The organism is Methylobacterium fujisawaense (assembly GCF_039619325.1).
In the GTDB taxonomy this organism is placed as follows: domain Bacteria; phylum Pseudomonadota; class Alphaproteobacteria; order Rhizobiales; family Beijerinckiaceae; genus Methylobacterium; species Methylobacterium fujisawaense.
In genome coordinates this window covers 4,957,568-4,974,352 of record NZ_CP155000.1, presented here as the reverse complement: position 1 = coordinate 4,974,352, position 16,785 = coordinate 4,957,568, and the positions used below count along the sequence as shown (strand labels likewise).

The following is a 16,785-nucleotide window of genomic DNA, read 5'->3' as shown; positions in this document are numbered from 1 at the left end:
ACCGCGCATCGCCGCACGCATCTGATCCGCGGCGATGCCGACGGCGCGCGGGGTGCCCAGTTCGATGATCGGGGCGCAAATCCTTCTCTGATCCGCCTGGACCGAGCGGAGCGCTTCCAGTCGCAGGCGCTTCCTGTCAGGTGCCCCGTAGGCGCCCGACGCGGCCATGCTGAGCAAGCGGGTATCCCGAGCCTGAAAATGCGCACCGGATGCAGCACTGCGGCTGCGCATGCGATCACGATGATACGGGCGCGTCCGACATCGACCGGTGCGCGCCCGTGGATGGCATTGAGCCGCGCAACGATCTCGAAGCGAGGCTTGCGGACAAACGGGTCACGCTTCCCCGATCCTCTCCGGTCTCCTGCACGGCGAGCGCGCGCATCGCGATGGCGAGCATGGGAAAATATCTGCCCCGACCGCGCTCCGGACGACACGGAATGGCCCGGGGTGCGGTCGGGGGTGAACGGATCAGATGCGCGACGAGCCGCCTCTCGGGGAGAAAGCCGCACGGATTTGTGTCGCAACGCTAACGGGATGTTCATCGCATCTCGGACCGCGAGCCACCATCCGGTGGATCGGCTGCTGCCGTTAACCGCTGGTTAGGCAGCCGCCCGTCTCAATCCTTCGATCACAGGATCGCAGGAGACCGGCCATGGAGATCCGTCCGCTGACACCCCCGACGTCGGGGCCGCAGGGCCTCGACGCCCTCGGCGCGACGGCCGCCGCCGCCGTGACGCAGGAGGCCCCCGTGCCCCAGAGCACATCCGCGCCCCTCGAACCCGCGGTGAAGCTCGACATCGGCGCAACCGGCGGTAAGGCGCGCTACATTCAGGACCCGGACACGAGCACGATCGTCTTCCAGGTGGTTGATCCCGCTTCCGGCAACGTGATCGATCAACTCCCCAGCGAAACCGCTCTGCGCAACCGCGCCTACGATTCCGCACGCGGCACGCAGGGGGCACAGACCGGCAGCCTCTCCCGCGTCGCCTGAATACCGTCGGTCAGACGCGCAGCCAGCGGCCCGACGCAGCGGGCGGGGCCCGGGCTGAACCGCGAAGGGGCCAGGAGAGCCACCAGAGCAAGCCGCCGCGCGACGAGGAGGCTGTTCTCGACAGGCGGCGCCGGGGCCGGGATTCCGATCGACCGGCTTCGAGACGACGAGCTCACTGCCGTCCAGGGCACACAGAAATCGCGCTGATTTGCGCGCACGGCCATGCAGGGGGTCGGATGCCGGGCCGCGAAGTCGGGGATCCGGGTCAGCGCCTCCACCGGATCGCAAGGCGTATCCGAACCCGTCGAGCCTTCGCCGGGCAGCGCAAGGAAGATCGCCCTCGGAACCGCGATCCTTTCACGTGCCGCGGTCAGGTCGCGTGAGATTTTTCGGGCCTCGGAGCCGCCCTGAGAGGTTCCCATGCGTTTGACGCCATCGCCGTCGAACTGCTAAACGATCGGCGCACATGAGGGCCTGGGATCGGACGGATCGACCGTCGTCAACGCCGGATCCGGACCAGTCATGTGGGCGGGCGTAGTTCAGTGGTAGAACGTCAGCTTCCCAAGCTGAATGTCGTCGGTTCGATCCCGATCGCCCGCTCCATACTTTTCAATAGCTTAGAGCTCCTGGCTGACATCACCGGGACGCGTGATACCAGCAGTAGGCATTGGTTAACGACTTACGCTGATTCGCCGGGGCCATTCTGAATCCTATCGCGTCGCGATGAATGACGCGGGTCGCTGGGACATTCTCACGTCGCACGCGCGACCACGGACGCCAAGACAGCCTCGAAGTGATCGCGCGGCATCCGATGGGGTCGTCCGTCACCCCGGCGAATGCGAGGCGTTTGCGCATGGCCGACGTGACTGCCATCGAATGGACTGACGCCACTTCGAACCCGGTGACGGGTTGAACCATGAACAGCCTGGGCTGTGACAAGTGCTATGCCGAGCGGCTATCCGAACGGTTCCGTGGCGTGTCGGACCACCATTGCGAGACCGGGTTCGACCTGACCCTGCGCCAAGCGCGTCCAGAGCAAGCGCCGGCGTGGCGCGAACCGCGCATGATTTTCGTGAACACCATGTCGGACCTGTTCCACAGTGAGGGACCCGACGCGTTCGTCGATCGCGTCTTCGACACGATGGAGCGGGCGAACTGGCCGACTTTCCAGGTCCTGACGAAGCGATCCTCCCTGATGGGGGCTTTCCTCCACGCCGGAGGAGCTTGGTGTACTTGATGGTGGTCCGAGAGCCTCAGGCTGCTGTCGCTGCCTCGGCCGACCAGCGGAAGTCCTTCGCGTCGCGCCACGTGCGGTGCAGAACGGTTGCCAGCTTGGGGGCGATGGCAACGAGGGCCTTCTGCATACCACTGTGCTTGGCCACAGCCAGCCCCGAGACCTTCAGCGAGGAGCATCGAACCCGAGGGCCAGTCAGCATCACGAGCGCGGCCTTAGACTGAGATTGCCCCGTTTCTGTGGACGGTTAGGGGGCTTGGGAGAGCAGGGTCGCGATCGTCGGTTCTGACCCCGTTTTCTGCACGTCGACGACGGGTGAGCGGTCGCCGAGCGCCGAGTGACGGCGCAGCGGATTGCAGAAGCCCTCGATGGAGCTGAAGACCGCCATCCGTGCCTCGGCCTGCGCGCGGAAGCGAGGGCGAGCCAGCAACTCGCATTCGAGGGTGGAGAAGCCCTTCGACACGCCGAGGACGCGGGCCATGGCGGCGACCGGGAAGTCGGCCTGGTCCGCGCTCATGAACCGGAAGACCCCGACGGCAGAACTCCGGTCTCCTTCGCAAACCAGGCCGTCGCGCGCGAGAGGATGTCGCGCTCCACCTTCAGCTGTCGGCTCTCACGCCGCAGCCGGACGAGTTCGTCACGCTCGGGCGCGGTCAAGCTGGGATCGGCCGTCGCCGGCTTGGCCGCGCGGCGGCCTTCGGTGCGGTCAGCCTCCGCAACCCAGTTCTGGATGGTCTGGCGCGAAGGTTCGAACTCGCGGGCGAGATCGGTCGAAGCGCGGCCGGCGCGGATAGACTCGACCATCTGGCGACGGAGCTCGGCGGGCTATGCGGGACGGGTCTTGGGCAGCGGACAAACACCTCACGCGAAAGCGGTCTCAGTGTCCACCAAACCGGGGCAATCCCAGTCGGCCTCAAGAGGCCTGAGAGGGACAGAGAGCGTTCTCGTCGCTGAAGGACGGCGTGCGTGCGAGACCCTCCGACGGGACACCATGCTTCGTAGGACCGCACCGTGGCCCGAGTCACTGCCGCGGCGTCGTGATCGTTCTGTGGATTGTCTGCTGTCACGACACCCCGCCTGTCCCACGTACCGTCTCTTCCGCCGATGACGCGTTCCCGATTTTTGACCGATCTGTGAGATTGATTGGCATCGACCTTGCGAATGTCCTTTGCGCCCGCTTCCGGTCACCGGACCCGAAGCGCGACGTCGAGAGGAGTTCGGGGGATGAGTGCGATGGACCGTCGAAAGGTGCTGAAACTGGCGATGGCGTCCGCAGCCGGCACCGTCGCGATGCCGTTCGTCGCGCGGAAGGGCCTCGCCGCCGAGCCGATCAAGCTCGGCAGCCTGCTCGACGGATCGGGCGCGCTGGGCCTCGAAGGCAAGCGGATGATCGAGACCACTGAGTACGCGGTCGAGCAACTCAACAAGGCTGGCGGGCTGCTGGGGCGGCCGATCCAGCTCATCGCCTACGACACGCAATCGTCGATGCAGCTCTACACCCAGTATGCTCAGCAGCTCGCGCTCAAGGACAAGGTCGACGTCATCCAGGGCGGCATCACCTCGGCTTCACGCGAGGCGATCCGGCCCATCTTCGACCGCGCGAGGACTCTCTACTTCTACAACACCCAGTACGAGGGCGGCGTCTGTGACCGCAACGTGTTCTGCACCGGGTCGACCCCCGCGCAGACCGTCAACCACATCGTCGATTATGCCCTCAAGACCTGGGGCAAGAAGGCCTACATCATAGCGGCGGACTACAATTACGGGCACATCACCGCGAGCTGGATGACGAAATTCATGAAGGACGGCGGCGGCTCGGTGCTGGGCACCGACTTCTTCCCCCTCGACGTCACCAACTTCTCGTCCGCGATCAGCCGCATCCAGCAGGCGCAGCCCGATCTCGTCCTCTCGGCACTGGTCGGCGCCAACCATTCGGGCTTCTATCGCCAATGGGACGCGGCGGGCATGAAGTCCAAGATCCCGGTCGGGTCGAGCGTGTTCGGGCTCGGCGACGAACTGACGACGATGGATCCCTCCACGACGAACGGGATCATCACCTGCTACGGCTGGTACAACAACCTCGACACACCCGCGAGCAAGGCCTTCGTCGCCGGCATGCAGGCGAAGTTCGGCGCCGACGTCACGGATCTCAGCGAGCTCGACACCGCCACCTACGAAGGCATCCTGTTCTGGGCCGAGGCGGTGAAGAAGGCCGGCTCGATCGAGCGCGACAAGGTCATCGCCGCCCTGGAGAGCGGCCTGTCGATCGAGTCCCCGACCGGAAAGGTCACGATGGACGGCGCCACCCACCACACCATCCGCAACACCTATCTGGCCCGCCCGAAGGACCGGAAGTGGGAGATCCTCGCCACCTTCCCGAACTCGTTCCCGGCCGATACCGGCGGCGCCTGCGATCTGATCAAGAATCCGCGCACCAACAAGCAGTTCACGCCGGACCTGAAGGGCTGAGGGCGATGGATCTCGCCGGACTGCTCGCCTTCAACGTCATCACCGGCATCGCCACCCTGGTCCTGATCACCCTCGGCCTCGGGGTGATCTACGGGATGATGCGGATCATCAATCTCGCCCACGGCGAATTCATGATGCTCGGCGCCTACACGGCGGTCATGGCGAGCGGGGCCGGGGTCAACATCTGGATCGCGATGCTCGTCCTGCCGCCCCTGGTGGTCGGCGCGATCGGGCTGATCCTGGAGCGCACCGTCATCCGCTTCCTTTACGGGCGGATGATGGACACGATGCTCGCCACCTGGGGCATCAGCCTGGGTTTGATCGGGCTGATCACCACGCTCTACGGCAACGTGGTGCGCGGGGTCTCGACGCCGGTCGGCAGCTTCGACATCGGGCGCTACGGGGCGAGCCTCTACAGCCTCGTCATCGTGGCGACGGCACTGGCCGCGCTGGGAGCGATGTTCCTGGTGCTGCGCTTCACCAAGTTCGGCCTGATCCTGCGCGCGACCATGCAGAACCCGCGTATGGCCGCGGCGCTGGGGGTGCAGCCGAACCGCATCTACATGGCGACCTTCGCCCTCGGCGCCGCCCTGGCGGGCCTTGCCGGCGGGGTCCTCGCCCCGATCTCGGGCGTCTCCCCGGCCATGGGCGCGGCCTACATCGCCCGCGCCTTCATCACCGTTCTCGGCGGCGGCCCCGCCATCGTCACCGGCACCGGCCTCGCTTCCAGCCTGTTCGGCGTCATCAACGAACTCGTCTCGTACAAGACGACGCCGGTCATCGGCGACGTCGCCCTCCTCGTCGCGGCGATCCTGCTGATCCGCGTCCTCCCGCAAGGCATCACCGGCCGCTACCTGAGGCGCAGCCTATGACCTCCGCAGCCCCCGCCCGCCGGCTCTCCGCCGCGGGATTCCTGGCGACCCTGGCCCTCGGCCTCGCCATCCTGTTCGGGGCGCCGCACGCCCTCGATACGTTCGGCCTCGTTCAATGCACCGGCTTCGCGGCGCTCGCGATGTTCGGCCTCTCGCAGGGCTTCGTCTGGGGCTTCGCGGGAGTGATGTGCTTCGGGCAGGCCGCCTTCCTGGGGCTCGGCGGCTACGCCTACGCGGTCGCGGTCCTCAACATGGGCGACAGCAGCGTGCCCGTCCTGCTGTCGATCCTGGTGCCGATGCTGTTTGCCGGCCTGCTCGGCTACTTCATGTTCTACGGCCGGATCAGCGACGCCTATATCGGCGTCATCACGCTCACCGTGTCGGTGATCCTGTTCCAGCTGGTCAACGCCACCTCGGGCAGCCAGTACCGGATCGGCGTGGCGGAACTCGGCGGCTTCAACGGCATCCCGGCGATCCCCGCCCTCAATGCGCCCGGCCACCCCGACGAGCCCCTGGACATCGAGGGGATCTGGTACGCCGCGATGGGCGCGCTGGTCCTCGTCTACGCCCTGCTGCGGGGGATCCTGGCGAGCCGCCTCGGCCGCGTGGTGGTGGCGATCCGCGAGAACGAGACGCGGGCGCAGCTGATCGGCTACGACCCGCGCCTCTACAAGCTCATCGCCTTCATGATCGCCGCCGGGGTCGCGGGCCTCGCCGGCTGCCTCTACGCCAACTGGGGCGGCTTCATCAGCCCGACGGTCTTCGCCCTGCCGATGTCGGCGCAGGTGATCATCTACGTGCTGGTCGGCGGTCTCGGAACCCTGATCGGGCCGATGCTCGGCGCGGTGCTGATCCAGGCGCTGATCATCGCCGCCGGCAGCCAGAGCGCGGTGGATTCCAACCTCGGCCTCGGTCTCGTCCTGGTCGGCTTCGTCCTGCTGGTGCCCCAGGGCCTCGTCCCGGTCGCCCGCAGCCTCGGCCTGCGCCTGCTGGAGCGGCGGCCGCGCAGGGTCGCCGGCACGGCGCAGGACGGGCTCGCCACGGGGAGCGCACGATGAACGCCCCGAGCCCGCTCACCGGCCATCACGGCGCGCCGCTGCGCCCCCTCGTCGAGGCTCGCGGCGTGACCATGCGGTTCGGCGGCGTGACCGCGGTGGCCGATGTCGACTTCACCCTCGGGGAGGTCGAGCTGCGCTGCCTGATCGGCCCCAACGGCGCCGGCAAGAGCACCTTCTTCAAGATTCTGACCGGTCAGCTCAAACCCACCGAGGGCCGGATCCGCCTGCGCGACACCGACATCACCGGGGCCGAGCCCCACGCCATCGCCCGGCTCGGCGTCGGCATCAAGACGCAGGTGCCCAACGTGTTCAACGGCCTCTCGGTCCACGAGAACGTCTTCGTGGCGGCCGGGCGGCGCAAGTCCATCGCCCGCACCCGCCGCATCGTCGACGAGACGCTGACGCGGCTCGCCCTCACGGGCATCGCCGGGCGGACCGTCGGCCAGCTCGCCCACGGCCAGCGGCAATGGGTCGAGATCGCTACCGTGCTGGCCCAGGAGCCCGAGCTGATCCTCCTGGACGAGCCCGCCGCCGGCATGACCCACGAGGAGGTCCACCGCACGGCGGAGCTGATCCGCGAGATCAACCGCACCCACGCCCTCATCGTGGTGGAGCACGACATGCCGTTCATCCGGATGATCGCCAAGACCGTGACGGTGTTCAACCAGGGCCGGATCCTCATGGAGGATACGGTCGACGCGGTGCTGGCCGATGCCCGCGTGCGCGACGTCTATCTCGGCAAGCAGGCCGCCTGACATGACCGCCTCAGCCAGCCCACCGCTCCTCTCCGTCGAGGGCCTGCATTCCGGCTACGGCCGCATCCCGATCCTCGGCGGCGTCACCCTCGCGGTGCGACCGGGGGAATTCGTCGGCATCCTCGGCCACAACGGCATGGGCAAGACCACGCTGCTGCGCACCCTGATGGGCTACCTGCCGGCCACCGCCGGGGAGGTCCGGTTTGAGGGGGCCGACATCACCCGGCGCAGCCCGACAGCCCGGGCCCGGATGGGCCTCGGCTACGTCCCCCAGGGCCGGGAGATCTTTCCGGCGCTCAGCGTGCGCGAGAATCTGCGCATGGGCTGCCTCTTGTCGAAGCGCGGCGAGGACGAGACCATCGCCGACATCCTCGCCACCTTCCCCCGGCTGCAGGCCTATCTCGACCGGCCCGGGGGCGCCCTGTCGGGCGGCGAGCAGCAATTGCTGGCGCTCGCCCGCTGCCTGTGCGGCGGGCCGACCATCCTGCTGCTGGACGAGCCGACGGAGGGCATCCAGCCCTCGATCATCGAAGAGATCATCGAGATCCTCCTGCGGATCGGGCGCGAGCGCGGGATCGCGCTGCTCCTCGTCGAGCAGAACCTCACCTGCATCACCGGCCTCTCGGAGCGCATCCTGATCCTTCAGAAGGGCGTCATCACCCGCGAGGTCCCGCCCGAGGTCGCACGCGACCGATCGCTGATCGACGAATTCGTCGGTATGGCCTGAGCCGCCGACGCCCCGCCTGCCCGTCCCAAGCCCGGAGTTTCCGATGGATGCCGCCCCGACCGACGCGCCCGATCTTGACGGGATGCTGTCCGAGATGACCGTCGCCGACGCCCAGGCCGCCTTCGCGCGCGGCGTGACGGCCGAGGCCCTGACCCGAGCCTTCCTGGCCCGGATTGAGACCTACAACCCGCGCTACAACGCGGTGATCTTCCTCAACCCGCACGCCGTCGAGGAGGCGCGGGCGATCGACCGCCGCCGGGCCGCCGGCGAGGCCCTCGGGCCGCTGGCCGGGGTGCCGGTCGTGATCAAGGACACGATGGACGTCGCCGGCCTGCCGACCACGGCCGGCTGGCACTTCCTCTGCGCCAAGGCCGGGGGCGTCGACCTGATGCCCGCCACCGACGCGCCCGTGGTGGCACGGATGCGCGCGGCCGGCTGCGTCATCCTCGGCAAGACCAACGTGCCCGTGCTGAGCGCTACGGGCAGCCACGCCAACGACAGCTGGGCCGGCCCGACGCTCAACGCCATGGCGCCCGACCTCCTGCCCGGCGGATCGAGCGCCGGCACCGCGACCGCCGTCGCCGCCAGCCTCGCGGTGCTGGGGCTCGCCGAGGAGACCGGCGGCTCGATCCAGAACCCGGCCTCGGCGCAGGGTCTCGTCGGCATCAAGCCGACCTTCGCCCTGGTGCCCAATACCGGGGTGGTCCCGCTCGCCGGCAGCACGCGCGACGTGGTCGGGCCGATCGCCCGCTGCGTGCGCGACGCGGCGCTGACCCTCGATGCCTTGGCCGGCTACACCGCGGCCGATCCGAAGACCGTGGCCGGGATCGGCCGCCGTCCGAAGGGCGGCTACGCTGCCAAGCTCTCCGAGACGGCCCTGCGGGGCAAACGCCTCGGGCTCTACGGGCCGGGCTGGCGCGACCGGGCCCTCTCCGCGGAGACGATCCAGCTCTACGCCCGGGCCCAGGCCGAGATTGCCGCACGGGGCGCCACCCTGGTGGCCGATCCCTTCGCGGGCAGCGGCTTCGCGGACCTCGGCCAGCCCGTCGCCGGCCTCGATCACTACGACGCCCGGGGCATCGAGAGCGTGCTCTACGACCTCCACCACTATCTGCAACGGCTCGGTCCGCAGGCCGCCTACCGGACCCTCGCCGAATTCGATGCCGCCACGAAGGCGGAAGATCCCCTGGCCCCGGGCGGCGTCCTCGACTGGATGAATCAGGTGCCGGCCTTCGCGGCCTGTCGCGCGGATCCCCTCGCCCCGCCGGATCTCTCGGATTTCCTGGCAGCGCGCGAGCGCTACCTCGACATCTTCACCGCGGTCATGGCGGAGCAGGGTCTCGACGCCCTGGTCTTCCCGCAGACCCGCGACGCGGTGCCGGCCCTGCACGGGTCGGAGACGATCCACGAGACCACCGTGTGCGAGATCAACATCGCCGGGCTGCCGGGCGTGGTCGTGCCGGCCGGCCGCTACGCCTCGGGCTCGCCCTTCTGCCTGATCTTCGTCGGGCCGCTCTGGAGCGAGGCCGACCTCCTCGGGCTCGCCTACGATTACGAGCAGGCGACCCGCCACCGCGCGGCCCCCGACCTCCGGGCTTGAAGGGCTAGCGCCCCGCCGCGAACCCGGTGGCGCGCTATCCCGCCGGCAGAGCCGGCGTCGGCTCGGCGGGATCCTCGCGGCGCAGCGCGACGCCGCTGGTGCCCTGGGCCAGCATCGCCCGCAGCAGCGCCTCCATCTGCCCGGCGGCCGCCTCGACCGAAAGGCCGCCCTCCCGGATGTTCGAGATGCAGTTGCGCCGGGAATCGGGCAGCCCCGGCTCCGGGCCGAACGTCACGTAGCAGCCGAGGCTGTCCGAGGCCGACAGGCCCGGCCGCTCCCCGATCAGTACCACGACGCAGCGCGCCCCCAGCCGCGCCCCGATGGGATCGCCGATCGCCACCCGCCCCTGGCTCGCGACGACCACCGGGGCGAGGCTCCAGCCGGCTTGGCGCACCCGCGCCGCGAGCGCCGCCGCCGCGGGGACCGCGTTCAGCGCGACCGCCGTGGCCGAGAGCCCGTCCGCGATCACGATGGCGACGTCGAAGCCCGGCCCGTGCCCGTCGAGCACCGTGGCGGATTCCGGAGCGAGGCTGCGGCCCCGGTCCGGCCGGCGCAGGTACTCCGTCCGGTCGGACACGGCGGAGCGGACCTCGACCGACTCCAGGCCCTGGGCCCACAGCGCTGCGCCGATCGCGGCCGCGTCGAGGGGCGTCCAGACCGCCTCGCGGGCGCGGGCATGGTCGAGGCCGAAGGCGAGCGCCGCGCCGGTGGGAAGGCCGGCGCCGTGCGCGCCCAGGGCGATGCGGGCCTGGGTCAGCCCGCGCAGATCGCGCAGCGTCGGGGTGCCCGCGTGGGCCGGCTTGGCCGGCTTCGCCGGGTCGCTCACGCGGCCCGCCCGGGCAGGAGCCGGGTGGCCGCGGCGAGGGCCGGGGGCAACTCACCCGTGGCGCTGGTGAGCCGGCCCTGCGCGTCCGTGATGCGCACGTCGCGCAGCCACGCCTCGAATTCCGGGGCCGGCGGACGGCCCAGGGTCTCGCGGGCGAAGACCGCGTCGTGGTGGGACAGCGACTGGTAGTTCAGCATCACGTCGTCCGCCCCCGGCACGGTGATGACGAAGTTGACGCCGGCCGCGCAGAGCAGGGTCAGGAGCGCGTCCATGTCCTCGCCGTCGGCATCGGCGTGGTTGGTGTAGCAGACGTCCACGCCCATCGGCAGGCCGAGCAGCTTGCCGCAGAAATGGTCCTCCAGCCCGGCCCGGATGATCTGCTTGCCGTTGTAGAGGTATTCGGGGCCGATGAAGCCCACGACCGTGTTGACGAGGAGCGGGTCGAACTCGCGCGCCACCGCGTAGGCGCGCGCCTCCATGGTCTGCTGGTCGACGCCCCAATGGGCGTCGGCCGAAAGGGCCGAGCCCTGCCCGGTCTCGAAATACATGACCTGGCCGCCCGCCGGGCAGCGGCCCAGCGCCCGCGCCGCCTCCGAGGCCTCGCGCAGGACGGCGAGGTCGACGCCGAAGCCGGCATTGGCCTTCTGCGAGCCGGCCACCGACTGGAACACGAGATCGACGGGCGCGCCTTTCGCCATGGCCTCGATCGCCACGGTGACGTGGCCGAGGCAGCAATGCTGGGTCGGCACGTCGAGGCGCAGCCGCAGGGTCTCCAGAAGCTCGACGATGCGGATATAGTCCGGCAGGGAATCGGTGGCCGGGTTCACGCCGATGACCGCGTCGCCCGAGCCCATCAGCAGACCGTCGAGGGCCGAGATCAGGATGCCCTCGGACGAATCGGTCGGATGGTTCGGCTGGTTGCGGGTGGCGAGGCGTCCGGGCAGGCCGATCGTGGAGCGGAAGCGCGTCACGACCGGCCGCTTGGCGGCGACGGCGACGAGGTCCTGCAGCCGGCAGATCTTCGAGACCGCCGCGACCATCTCGGGGGTGAGGCCGGGCGAGAGGGCGGCGAGCGCCCGCGCGTCGGCGGCGGGGGAGAGCAGCCACTCGCGGAAGGCGCCGACCGTGAGGGACGAGACCGGCGCGAAGGCCGCCGCATCGTGCCGGCGGGCGATCAGGTCGGAGACCTCGTCCTTTTCCGAGGGGATCAGCTCCTCGGCCAGGAAGGTCTTCAGCGGCAGGTCCGCCAGTGCGATCTGCGCGGCCAGGCGCTCGACCGGCCCGTCGGCGCAGAGGCCGGCGAGCTGGTCGCCCGAGCGCTCCGGCGTCGCCTTGGCGAGGAGGCGGCGCAGGTCGGGGAAGGTGAAGCGTGTGCCTTCGATCGTCGTCGCGTAGGCCATGGCGGGCGCTCCCGGCGCGCTGTTGGACGTCAGGGACCCCGATCCTGCAGGATGTCGAGGGCGGCCTCGTGCAGGTCGGGCGTGGCGGCGGCGAGCACCCGCCCGTCCGAGTCGAGGGTCAGCGCGGAGCCCGCCCAGTCGGTAATCACGCCGCCGGCCGCCTCGATCACCGGGACGAGGGCGAGGTAATCGTAGGGCTGGAGACCGGTCTCCGCGACCAGATCGCAATGGCCGGAGGCCAGCAGACCGTAGGCGTAGCAGTCGCCGCAGAACCGCCGGATGCCGACGCGGTCGACGAGGCGCCGGTAGCGCGCCGCGTCCGAACCGGAAAAGCCGTCGGGCGTGGTCGTGAAGAACCGCGCCGCGGCGAGGGACCGGCAGGTGCTGGCCCGGGTCGGCGCCCCGTTGAACGTGGCCGCGCCCGGCATGCCCGCCCAGCGCTCGCCGAGGGCCGGCATGTCGATGACGCCGACCATCGGCCGGCCGCCGTCGAGGAGGGCGATCAGGGTTCCGAACAGCGGCAGTCCGGTCACGAAGCTCTTGGTGCCGTCGATCGGGTCGATGACCCAGACCGGGCCCTGGCCCGGCGTCACACCCATCTCCTCGCCGACGATGCCGTGCTCCGGGAAGCGCGCCGCGATGCGCTCGCGCAGGAGCGCCTCGATCGCCCGGTCCGCCAGGGTCACGGGGCTCGCATCCGCCTTTGCGACAATGTCGAGTTCCGTGCGGAAGTGGCGCATCGCCACCGGTCGGGCCGCGTCGGCGAGCCCAGTCGCGAAAGCCAGGATCTCGCCTGCGGAGGGAAGCGCTTCCGGCATGGTTAGAGAGCCTTCAGGAAAGCCGGCCACCGCGTGTCGTTCATGATCGAGCGGGCGCGCATGTGTTTCCAGATGCCGTACTTGTAGAAATCGAAGTCGAGGTCCGAGATGCGGTTCTGCACCATCGCCCAGGTCGACCATTTCACGTCGGCCAGAGCTTTGTGCACCATCAGCCGAGCGAAGAGCTGGTCGCTGTACCGACCGAAATACATCTCGATCACCGTGCGATCGACGTCCTCGGAGAAGAACATTTCTCCGCTCCAGATCGCGAGATCGTAGAGGCGATCGTTGTTGGAGGCATATTCGAAGTCGATCAGCAGGATCGAACCGTCCTCGCCGATCAGGAAGTTGCCGGGCATCGGATCGTTGAAGCAGGGTACGAGGTCGATGCCGGAGGCCTCCAGGGCAGCCCGTGCGAGGCGCGTCTGGCGGGTGAGCCAAGCCTGATCGGGCGGCAGCAGCGCGCCGAGGTCGACGGCCTGACGGTCGTGCTCGTCGATCATGTCGAACACCGTCTTGGTGAGCGGCAGCAGAGGCGCGTCGTGGAAGCGGCGATAGAGGGCAATCGCCTCGCTGCGCACGGCCGCGTCGGCGAAGTCGCGGTTGGTCGAGGGCCGGCGGCCCTCCACGAACTCGGCGATCTCCACGTCTTCCGCGTCGAGATAGTCGAAGGTGCGCGGGCCGAGGCCGATCGCCTCCGCCTGCCGGCTCGCGGCGCGGGCGGCGGCCCGATCGATGAACATCTCGGTGCCCCGCCCGGGCATCTTCACGAAATAGGGGTGCGCCTCGCCCACGACCTCGACGCGCCAGTTCGTGTTGCTGATGCCGCCCAGGACCGGCCGATAGCGCATCGGCCGCCCCTGCCACGGGGCAACCCGGTGAAGGGTCGCCTCGAAGGCTCGCTCGGCCTCGGTGCGTCCGCCTCCGAAAGGGATCATGCCGCGCTCCTCACAGCGTCCTCAGGGTTTCCTCGAAATCCGGGCGGCTGACCCGCGTGCGGCAGCGCAGAAGTCGCCAGCTCGCATATTTCCGGAACTCCAGGCTGCGCCGGGGCGAGACACGGTCCATCGCGAGCGCCCGCAGACCCCAGTACAGATCATCGGCGGCGGCGTAGGCGCGGCAGCGGCTGAACACGTCCGCCCGACAGGTCCCCTCAGCGATTTCGATGCCAAGTCGCATCTCGCTCTCGAACGGACAGGCCTCGTTGAGGAAGGCGCCGAGCTGATAATGCGGGTCGGTATCGCAGGCCATGTCGAAGTCGACGAGGCGCAGCGCGCCGTCCGGCGCGAACAGCAGGTTGGAGGCGTGCGGGTCGGCGTGAGCCGGACGGCACTCGGTCCCGGCGGCGGCGAGCGCCGCCTCGATGGCGTCGCCCCAGTCGAAGAGGAACCACGCATCCAGCGGCAGGTCCGCCGGCAGGGTCTCGCCCTCGGCGCCGAGGGCCGCGCGCAGGGTCCGGATGCCGTCGAAGACGCTCCACCGGCGGCCGAACGGCGCGCCGGCGCCGATGCGGTCGAAGGCCCCGATCACCGCCGTCATGGCATCGGGCTGGCGCAGGCGGTCGAGGGAGGCCGGGCGCCATTCGGGGCCGAGGCGGCGGAACAGGATCGCCCCCTGTGCCTGCGCCAGATGCAGCGGCTCGGGGCCGAGCCCCAGCGCGGCGATCCGCGTCGCGGCCTCGAACGCGGCGGCGGGGTCGATGAGAGCGGCGGCGGCCGGCTCGGTGACCTTGAGGAAGTAGTTCGGGTCCGCATCCGGCGCCGGCGCCACCAGGAAGGTGGCCGACTCGACGCCGTGGTACGACGGCGACGCCGCGCCCGGGCACGCCACGCCGTAGCGGACCGGCCGGTTCGCCAGGAGGGGGATCGCCGCGAGGGCCTCCTCGGCCAGCCGCTCGTGAGCGCCGTCGGGCGCGCCCGGCGCCTTCACCGGACCTCTCCCCCGGTGCCGAGGGCCGCGAGACCCTCCGTGGCCAGCAGCAACAGCATGTCGGCCAGGACCTGGGTGCCGAAGGCCTGATCCTCCGGGGTGGCGAACTCGGTCGGATGGTGCATCACCCCGTCCCGGCAGGGCACCGCCAGCACGATCGCCGGGCAGACCGCCGCCAGGCTGATCGCGTCGTGGCCGCCGATCGTGTCGAGGGGCCGGGGCGGCGCACCGTTGCGGGCGCCGGCCCGCTCCGCGAGCCGGACGAGGCCGGGATGCATGGCGCCCGCGGGCCGCAGATCGACGGCGCGGACCTCGGAGCCGACGCCGGCCCGCGCCGCCGCCGCGGCGATGAACGTCCTGAGCCGGGCCTCGGCCTCCTCCAGGATCGCCGGCGCGCCGGAGCGCAACTCGATGAACAGAACCGCCTCGCTCGGGACGGTGTTGGGCGAGTTCGGGAAGACCTCCAGCCGCCCGACCGAGGTGTGCAGGTCGAGCCCGTAATCGGCCACCATGTCCTTCAGGTCGGCGATCAGGTAGGCGGCCGCCAGCAGGGCGTCCCGGCGCTCGGCCATCGGGGTCGGGCCGGTATGGGCCTGCCGGCCGAGGAAGGCGAGGCGGTACTTGGTGGCCCCCCAGTAGCGGGTGAAGGCGCCGAACCGCTTCCCCTCGCGCTCCAGCACGGGGCCGCCCTCGATGTGGAGCTCGATGAAGGCGTCCGGCACCGGGACCGTGTCGGTCCCGGCATAGCCGATCGCCGCCAGGGCCTCGTCGACCGCGATCCCGGCGCCGTCGCGCCGCTCCAGGGCCCAGGCCTGCTCGGCCTGGCCGGCGAACACGCTGCTGCCGAGGAGGCTCGGCTGGAAGCGGGCGCCCTCCTCGTTGGTCCAGTTGGCGACGACGAAGTTGCAGGCCGACCTCAGCCCGCGCTCCGCGAGGGACGCACGCACGGCACGGATCGCCTCGCAGGCCGCGACGACGCCGAGAGCACCGTCGAAGCGGCCGCCATTGGGCTGGCTGTCGAAGTGGGAGCCGACCATGATCGTCGGCGCGTTGCCCCCGGCGAGGTCGACGCGGCCGAACTGGTTGCCGATCCGGTCGACCTGCGGCGTGAACCCGTTCTCCCGGAACCAGCCGCCGAGCCAGTCGCGGGCGGCGCCGTCCTGGGCCGAGAGCGCGAGGCGCGTCATCGACCCGTCGCCGCCGCCACCGAAGCGCGATACGGCGTCCATCATCCCGTGGAGGCGTGCGGCATCGATCCGCACGGAGGACGGCGACGGTGTCTCAGGCATGGAGCACATCCACGTTTAGGTGTCGGAAGGCGTCGGCGAAGTCGCCCGCCAGGGGCGCGTTGGTGACGAGCGTGTCGACGTCGCCGAGACCGAGGGTCCGGATCGTGCCGAGCCGCCCGAATTTCGAGCTGTCGGCCAGGATCACCGAGCGCCGGGTCTGCTCGACGGCGGCGCGGCGCAGGACCGCCTCCTCCTGGCCGAGATCCATGAAGCCGTGCTCGCGATGCACGGTCACGATACCCATGACGGCGAGGTCGTAGACGTGCTCGCGCACGGCCGCGACGGTGCGGTGGCCGAACAGCCCGCGGTAATGCGGCTTCATCTCGCCGCCGAGCACGGTCACCTGCGATTGCGGATCGTCGGCGAACAGGGTGGCGATGCCGATGGAATTGGTATGGATGGTGATCCGCCGGCCGACCAACTGCCGGGCGAAGGCCAGGGTCGTGGTGCCGGTATCGATGAAGACGGTCATGCCGTCCTCCACCAGCGCCAGGGCGGCTGTCGCGATGCGCGCCTTCTCGCGCATGCCGACGCGCGCCCGCTCGTCGAAGGGCTGATCGTCCTTCTTCTGGTCGATGACGGCGCCGCCGTAGACCCGGCGGGCATGCCCGCGCATCTCAAGGTCCCGCAGGTCGCGCCGGACCGTCTCGGTGCTGATTCCGAGGCGGCTCGCCAACTCGTTGACCGATACGCGACCGTCGCGCTGCAACTCCGTCAGGATCAGTTGCAGGCGCGGCTCGGTTATACTCATCGGCGTCCGTCTCCCCAGGGTTGTAATCCCTCGTGACGGGACGCAACCTAGGAACGGGTTGGCATG

The 16,785-nt window shown here is 70.0% G+C and carries 16 protein-coding genes, 1 tRNA gene and 2 pseudogenes; 9 read left to right on the top strand and 10 right to left on the bottom strand.

Annotation, left to right across the window (positions count from 1 at the left end; translation table 11 throughout):
- Positions 1 to 652 precede the first annotated feature (652 nt).
- The 3 genes from ABC766_RS23575 (at position 653) to ABC766_RS23565 (ending at position 2,228) form a co-directional block, all read left to right on the top strand.
- Positions 653 to 991, top strand: coding sequence for a hypothetical protein (locus ABC766_RS23575; protein ID WP_043352439.1), 339 nt, complete (start codon positions 653 to 655; stop codon positions 989 to 991).
- A gap of 528 nt (positions 992 to 1,519) precedes the next feature.
- Positions 1,520 to 1,594 (top strand) — tRNA-Gly (locus ABC766_RS23570).
- 313 nt (positions 1,595 to 1,907) lie between these two features.
- Entirely contained in the window at positions 1,908 to 2,228 is a 321-nt protein-coding gene (locus tag ABC766_RS23565; protein ID WP_345819665.1) for a DUF5131 family protein, read from the top strand.
- A gap of 16 nt (positions 2,229 to 2,244) precedes the next feature.
- On the opposite strand, the pseudogene ABC766_RS23560 reads toward ABC766_RS23565, so the two are convergent.
- From ABC766_RS23560 to ABC766_RS23550, 3 genes and pseudogenes are all read right to left on the bottom strand, one after another.
- Positions 2,245 to 2,442: pseudogene (locus ABC766_RS23560) on the bottom strand (IS110 family transposase); the annotation flags it as partial.
- A gap of 30 nt (positions 2,443 to 2,472) precedes the next feature.
- Positions 2,473 to 2,676: pseudogene (locus ABC766_RS23555) on the bottom strand (IS3-like element ISAav4 family transposase); the annotation flags it as partial.
- 62 nt (positions 2,677 to 2,738) lie between these two features.
- Entirely contained in the window at positions 2,739 to 3,029 is a 291-nt protein-coding gene (locus tag ABC766_RS23550; RefSeq protein WP_345819663.1) for a hypothetical protein, read from the bottom strand.
- A 429-nt stretch (positions 3,030 to 3,458) separates the two neighbouring features.
- On the opposite strand from ABC766_RS23550, the gene ABC766_RS23545 reads away from it, so the two are divergent.
- From ABC766_RS23545 to ABC766_RS23520, 6 genes are read left to right on the top strand one after another with little or no spacing between them, the layout of a single operon-like run.
- Complete coding sequence (locus ABC766_RS23545; RefSeq protein WP_345819662.1) at positions 3,459 to 4,694, top strand: urea ABC transporter substrate-binding protein; 1,236 nt, start codon at positions 3,459 to 3,461, stop codon at positions 4,692 to 4,694.
- Positions 4,695 to 4,699: 5 nt separating this feature from the next.
- The gene (locus ABC766_RS23540) at positions 4,700 to 5,566 is read left to right on the top strand and encodes a branched-chain amino acid ABC transporter permease (RefSeq protein WP_345819661.1); all 867 of its coding nucleotides are present in this window, start codon (positions 4,700 to 4,702) and stop codon (positions 5,564 to 5,566) included.
- Positions 5,563 to 6,624, top strand: coding sequence for an ABC transporter permease subunit (locus ABC766_RS23535; protein WP_111473489.1), 1,062 nt, complete (start codon positions 5,563 to 5,565; stop codon positions 6,622 to 6,624). The genes ABC766_RS23540 and ABC766_RS23535 overlap by 4 nt, the downstream gene beginning before the upstream one ends.
- The gene (locus ABC766_RS23530; RefSeq protein WP_345819660.1) at positions 6,621 to 7,379 is read left to right on the top strand and encodes an ATP-binding cassette domain-containing protein; all 759 of its coding nucleotides are present in this window, start codon (positions 6,621 to 6,623) and stop codon (positions 7,377 to 7,379) included. The genes ABC766_RS23535 and ABC766_RS23530 overlap by 4 nt, the downstream gene beginning before the upstream one ends.
- A 1-nt stretch (position 7,380) precedes the next feature.
- On the top strand, positions 7,381 to 8,106 hold the full coding sequence (locus ABC766_RS23525; protein WP_345819659.1) for an ABC transporter ATP-binding protein: 726 nt from the start codon (positions 7,381 to 7,383) through the stop codon (positions 8,104 to 8,106).
- A 43-nt stretch (positions 8,107 to 8,149) separates the two neighbouring features.
- On the top strand, positions 8,150 to 9,706 hold the full coding sequence (locus ABC766_RS23520; RefSeq protein ID WP_345819658.1) for an amidase: 1,557 nt from the start codon (positions 8,150 to 8,152) through the stop codon (positions 9,704 to 9,706).
- Positions 9,707 to 9,740: 34 nt separating this feature from the next.
- On the opposite strand, the gene eutC is transcribed toward ABC766_RS23520, so the two are convergent.
- Genes eutC through ABC766_RS23485 form a run of 7 tightly spaced genes read right to left on the bottom strand, consistent with a single transcriptional unit; the run spans position 9,741 to position 16,719 of the window.
- Positions 9,741 to 10,532 carry an ethanolamine ammonia-lyase subunit EutC gene (gene eutC / locus ABC766_RS23515; protein ID WP_345819657.1) on the bottom strand — a complete coding sequence of 264 codons (792 nt, stop codon included), beginning with the start codon at positions 10,530 to 10,532 and terminating at the stop codon, positions 9,741 to 9,743.
- The gene (locus ABC766_RS23510) at positions 10,529 to 11,932 is read right to left on the bottom strand and encodes an ethanolamine ammonia-lyase subunit EutB (RefSeq protein ID WP_345819656.1); all 1,404 of its coding nucleotides are present in this window, start codon (positions 11,930 to 11,932) and stop codon (positions 10,529 to 10,531) included. The genes eutC and ABC766_RS23510 overlap by 4 nt, the downstream gene beginning before the upstream one ends.
- Positions 11,933 to 11,961: 29 nt before the next feature.
- The gene (gene hisN / locus ABC766_RS23505; RefSeq protein WP_345819655.1) at positions 11,962 to 12,750 is read right to left on the bottom strand and encodes a histidinol-phosphatase; all 789 of its coding nucleotides are present in this window, start codon (positions 12,748 to 12,750) and stop codon (positions 11,962 to 11,964) included.
- Positions 12,751 to 12,752: 2 nt separating this feature from the next.
- Entirely contained in the window at positions 12,753 to 13,688 is a 936-nt protein-coding gene (locus tag ABC766_RS23500; RefSeq protein WP_345819654.1) for a phosphotransferase, read from the bottom strand.
- 10 nt (positions 13,689 to 13,698) lie between these two features.
- Entirely contained in the window at positions 13,699 to 14,679 is a 981-nt protein-coding gene (locus ABC766_RS23495; protein WP_345819653.1) for a phosphotransferase, read from the bottom strand.
- The gene (locus ABC766_RS23490) at positions 14,676 to 15,968 is read right to left on the bottom strand and encodes a Zn-dependent hydrolase (RefSeq protein WP_345819652.1); all 1,293 of its coding nucleotides are present in this window, start codon (positions 15,966 to 15,968) and stop codon (positions 14,676 to 14,678) included. Before ABC766_RS23490 ends, ABC766_RS23495 begins: the two co-directional genes overlap by 4 nt.
- Positions 15,961 to 16,719, bottom strand: a complete 759-nt coding sequence (locus ABC766_RS23485; protein WP_345819651.1) for a DeoR/GlpR family DNA-binding transcription regulator — start codon at positions 16,717 to 16,719, stop codon at positions 15,961 to 15,963. Before ABC766_RS23485 ends, ABC766_RS23490 begins: the two co-directional genes overlap by 8 nt.
- Positions 16,720 to 16,785: the final 66 nt, after the last annotated feature.

Excerpts from the sequence above, each read along its gene's own strand:
- ABC766_RS23575 (WP_043352439.1), top strand. The coding sequence starts at position 653 with ATGGAGATCCGTCCGCTGACACCCCCGACGTCGGGGCCGCAGGGCCTC.
- ABC766_RS23565 (WP_345819665.1), top strand. The coding sequence starts at position 1,908 with ATGAACAGCCTGGGCTGTGACAAGTGCTATGCCGAGCGGCTATCCGAA.
- ABC766_RS23550 (WP_345819663.1), bottom strand. The coding sequence starts at position 3,029 with ATGGTCGAGTCTATCCGCGCCGGCCGCGCTTCGACCGATCTCGCCCGC.
- ABC766_RS23545 (WP_345819662.1), top strand. The coding sequence starts at position 3,459 with ATGGACCGTCGAAAGGTGCTGAAACTGGCGATGGCGTCCGCAGCCGGC.
- ABC766_RS23540 (WP_345819661.1), top strand. The coding sequence starts at position 4,700 with ATGGATCTCGCCGGACTGCTCGCCTTCAACGTCATCACCGGCATCGCC.
- ABC766_RS23535 (WP_111473489.1), top strand. The coding sequence starts at position 5,563 with ATGACCTCCGCAGCCCCCGCCCGCCGGCTCTCCGCCGCGGGATTCCTG.
- ABC766_RS23530 (WP_345819660.1), top strand. The coding sequence starts at position 6,621 with ATGAACGCCCCGAGCCCGCTCACCGGCCATCACGGCGCGCCGCTGCGC.
- ABC766_RS23525 (WP_345819659.1), top strand. The coding sequence starts at position 7,381 with ATGACCGCCTCAGCCAGCCCACCGCTCCTCTCCGTCGAGGGCCTGCAT.
- ABC766_RS23520 (WP_345819658.1), top strand. The coding sequence starts at position 8,150 with ATGGATGCCGCCCCGACCGACGCGCCCGATCTTGACGGGATGCTGTCC.
- ABC766_RS23510 (WP_345819656.1), bottom strand. The coding sequence starts at position 11,932 with ATGGCCTACGCGACGACGATCGAAGGCACACGCTTCACCTTCCCCGAC.
- hisN (WP_345819655.1), bottom strand. The coding sequence starts at position 12,750 with ATGCCGGAAGCGCTTCCCTCCGCAGGCGAGATCCTGGCTTTCGCGACT.
- ABC766_RS23500 (WP_345819654.1), bottom strand. The coding sequence starts at position 13,688 with ATGATCCCTTTCGGAGGCGGACGCACCGAGGCCGAGCGAGCCTTCGAG.
- ABC766_RS23490 (WP_345819652.1), bottom strand. The coding sequence starts at position 15,968 with ATGCCTGAGACACCGTCGCCGTCCTCCGTGCGGATCGATGCCGCACGC.
- ABC766_RS23485 (WP_345819651.1), bottom strand. The coding sequence starts at position 16,719 with ATGAGTATAACCGAGCCGCGCCTGCAACTGATCCTGACGGAGTTGCAG.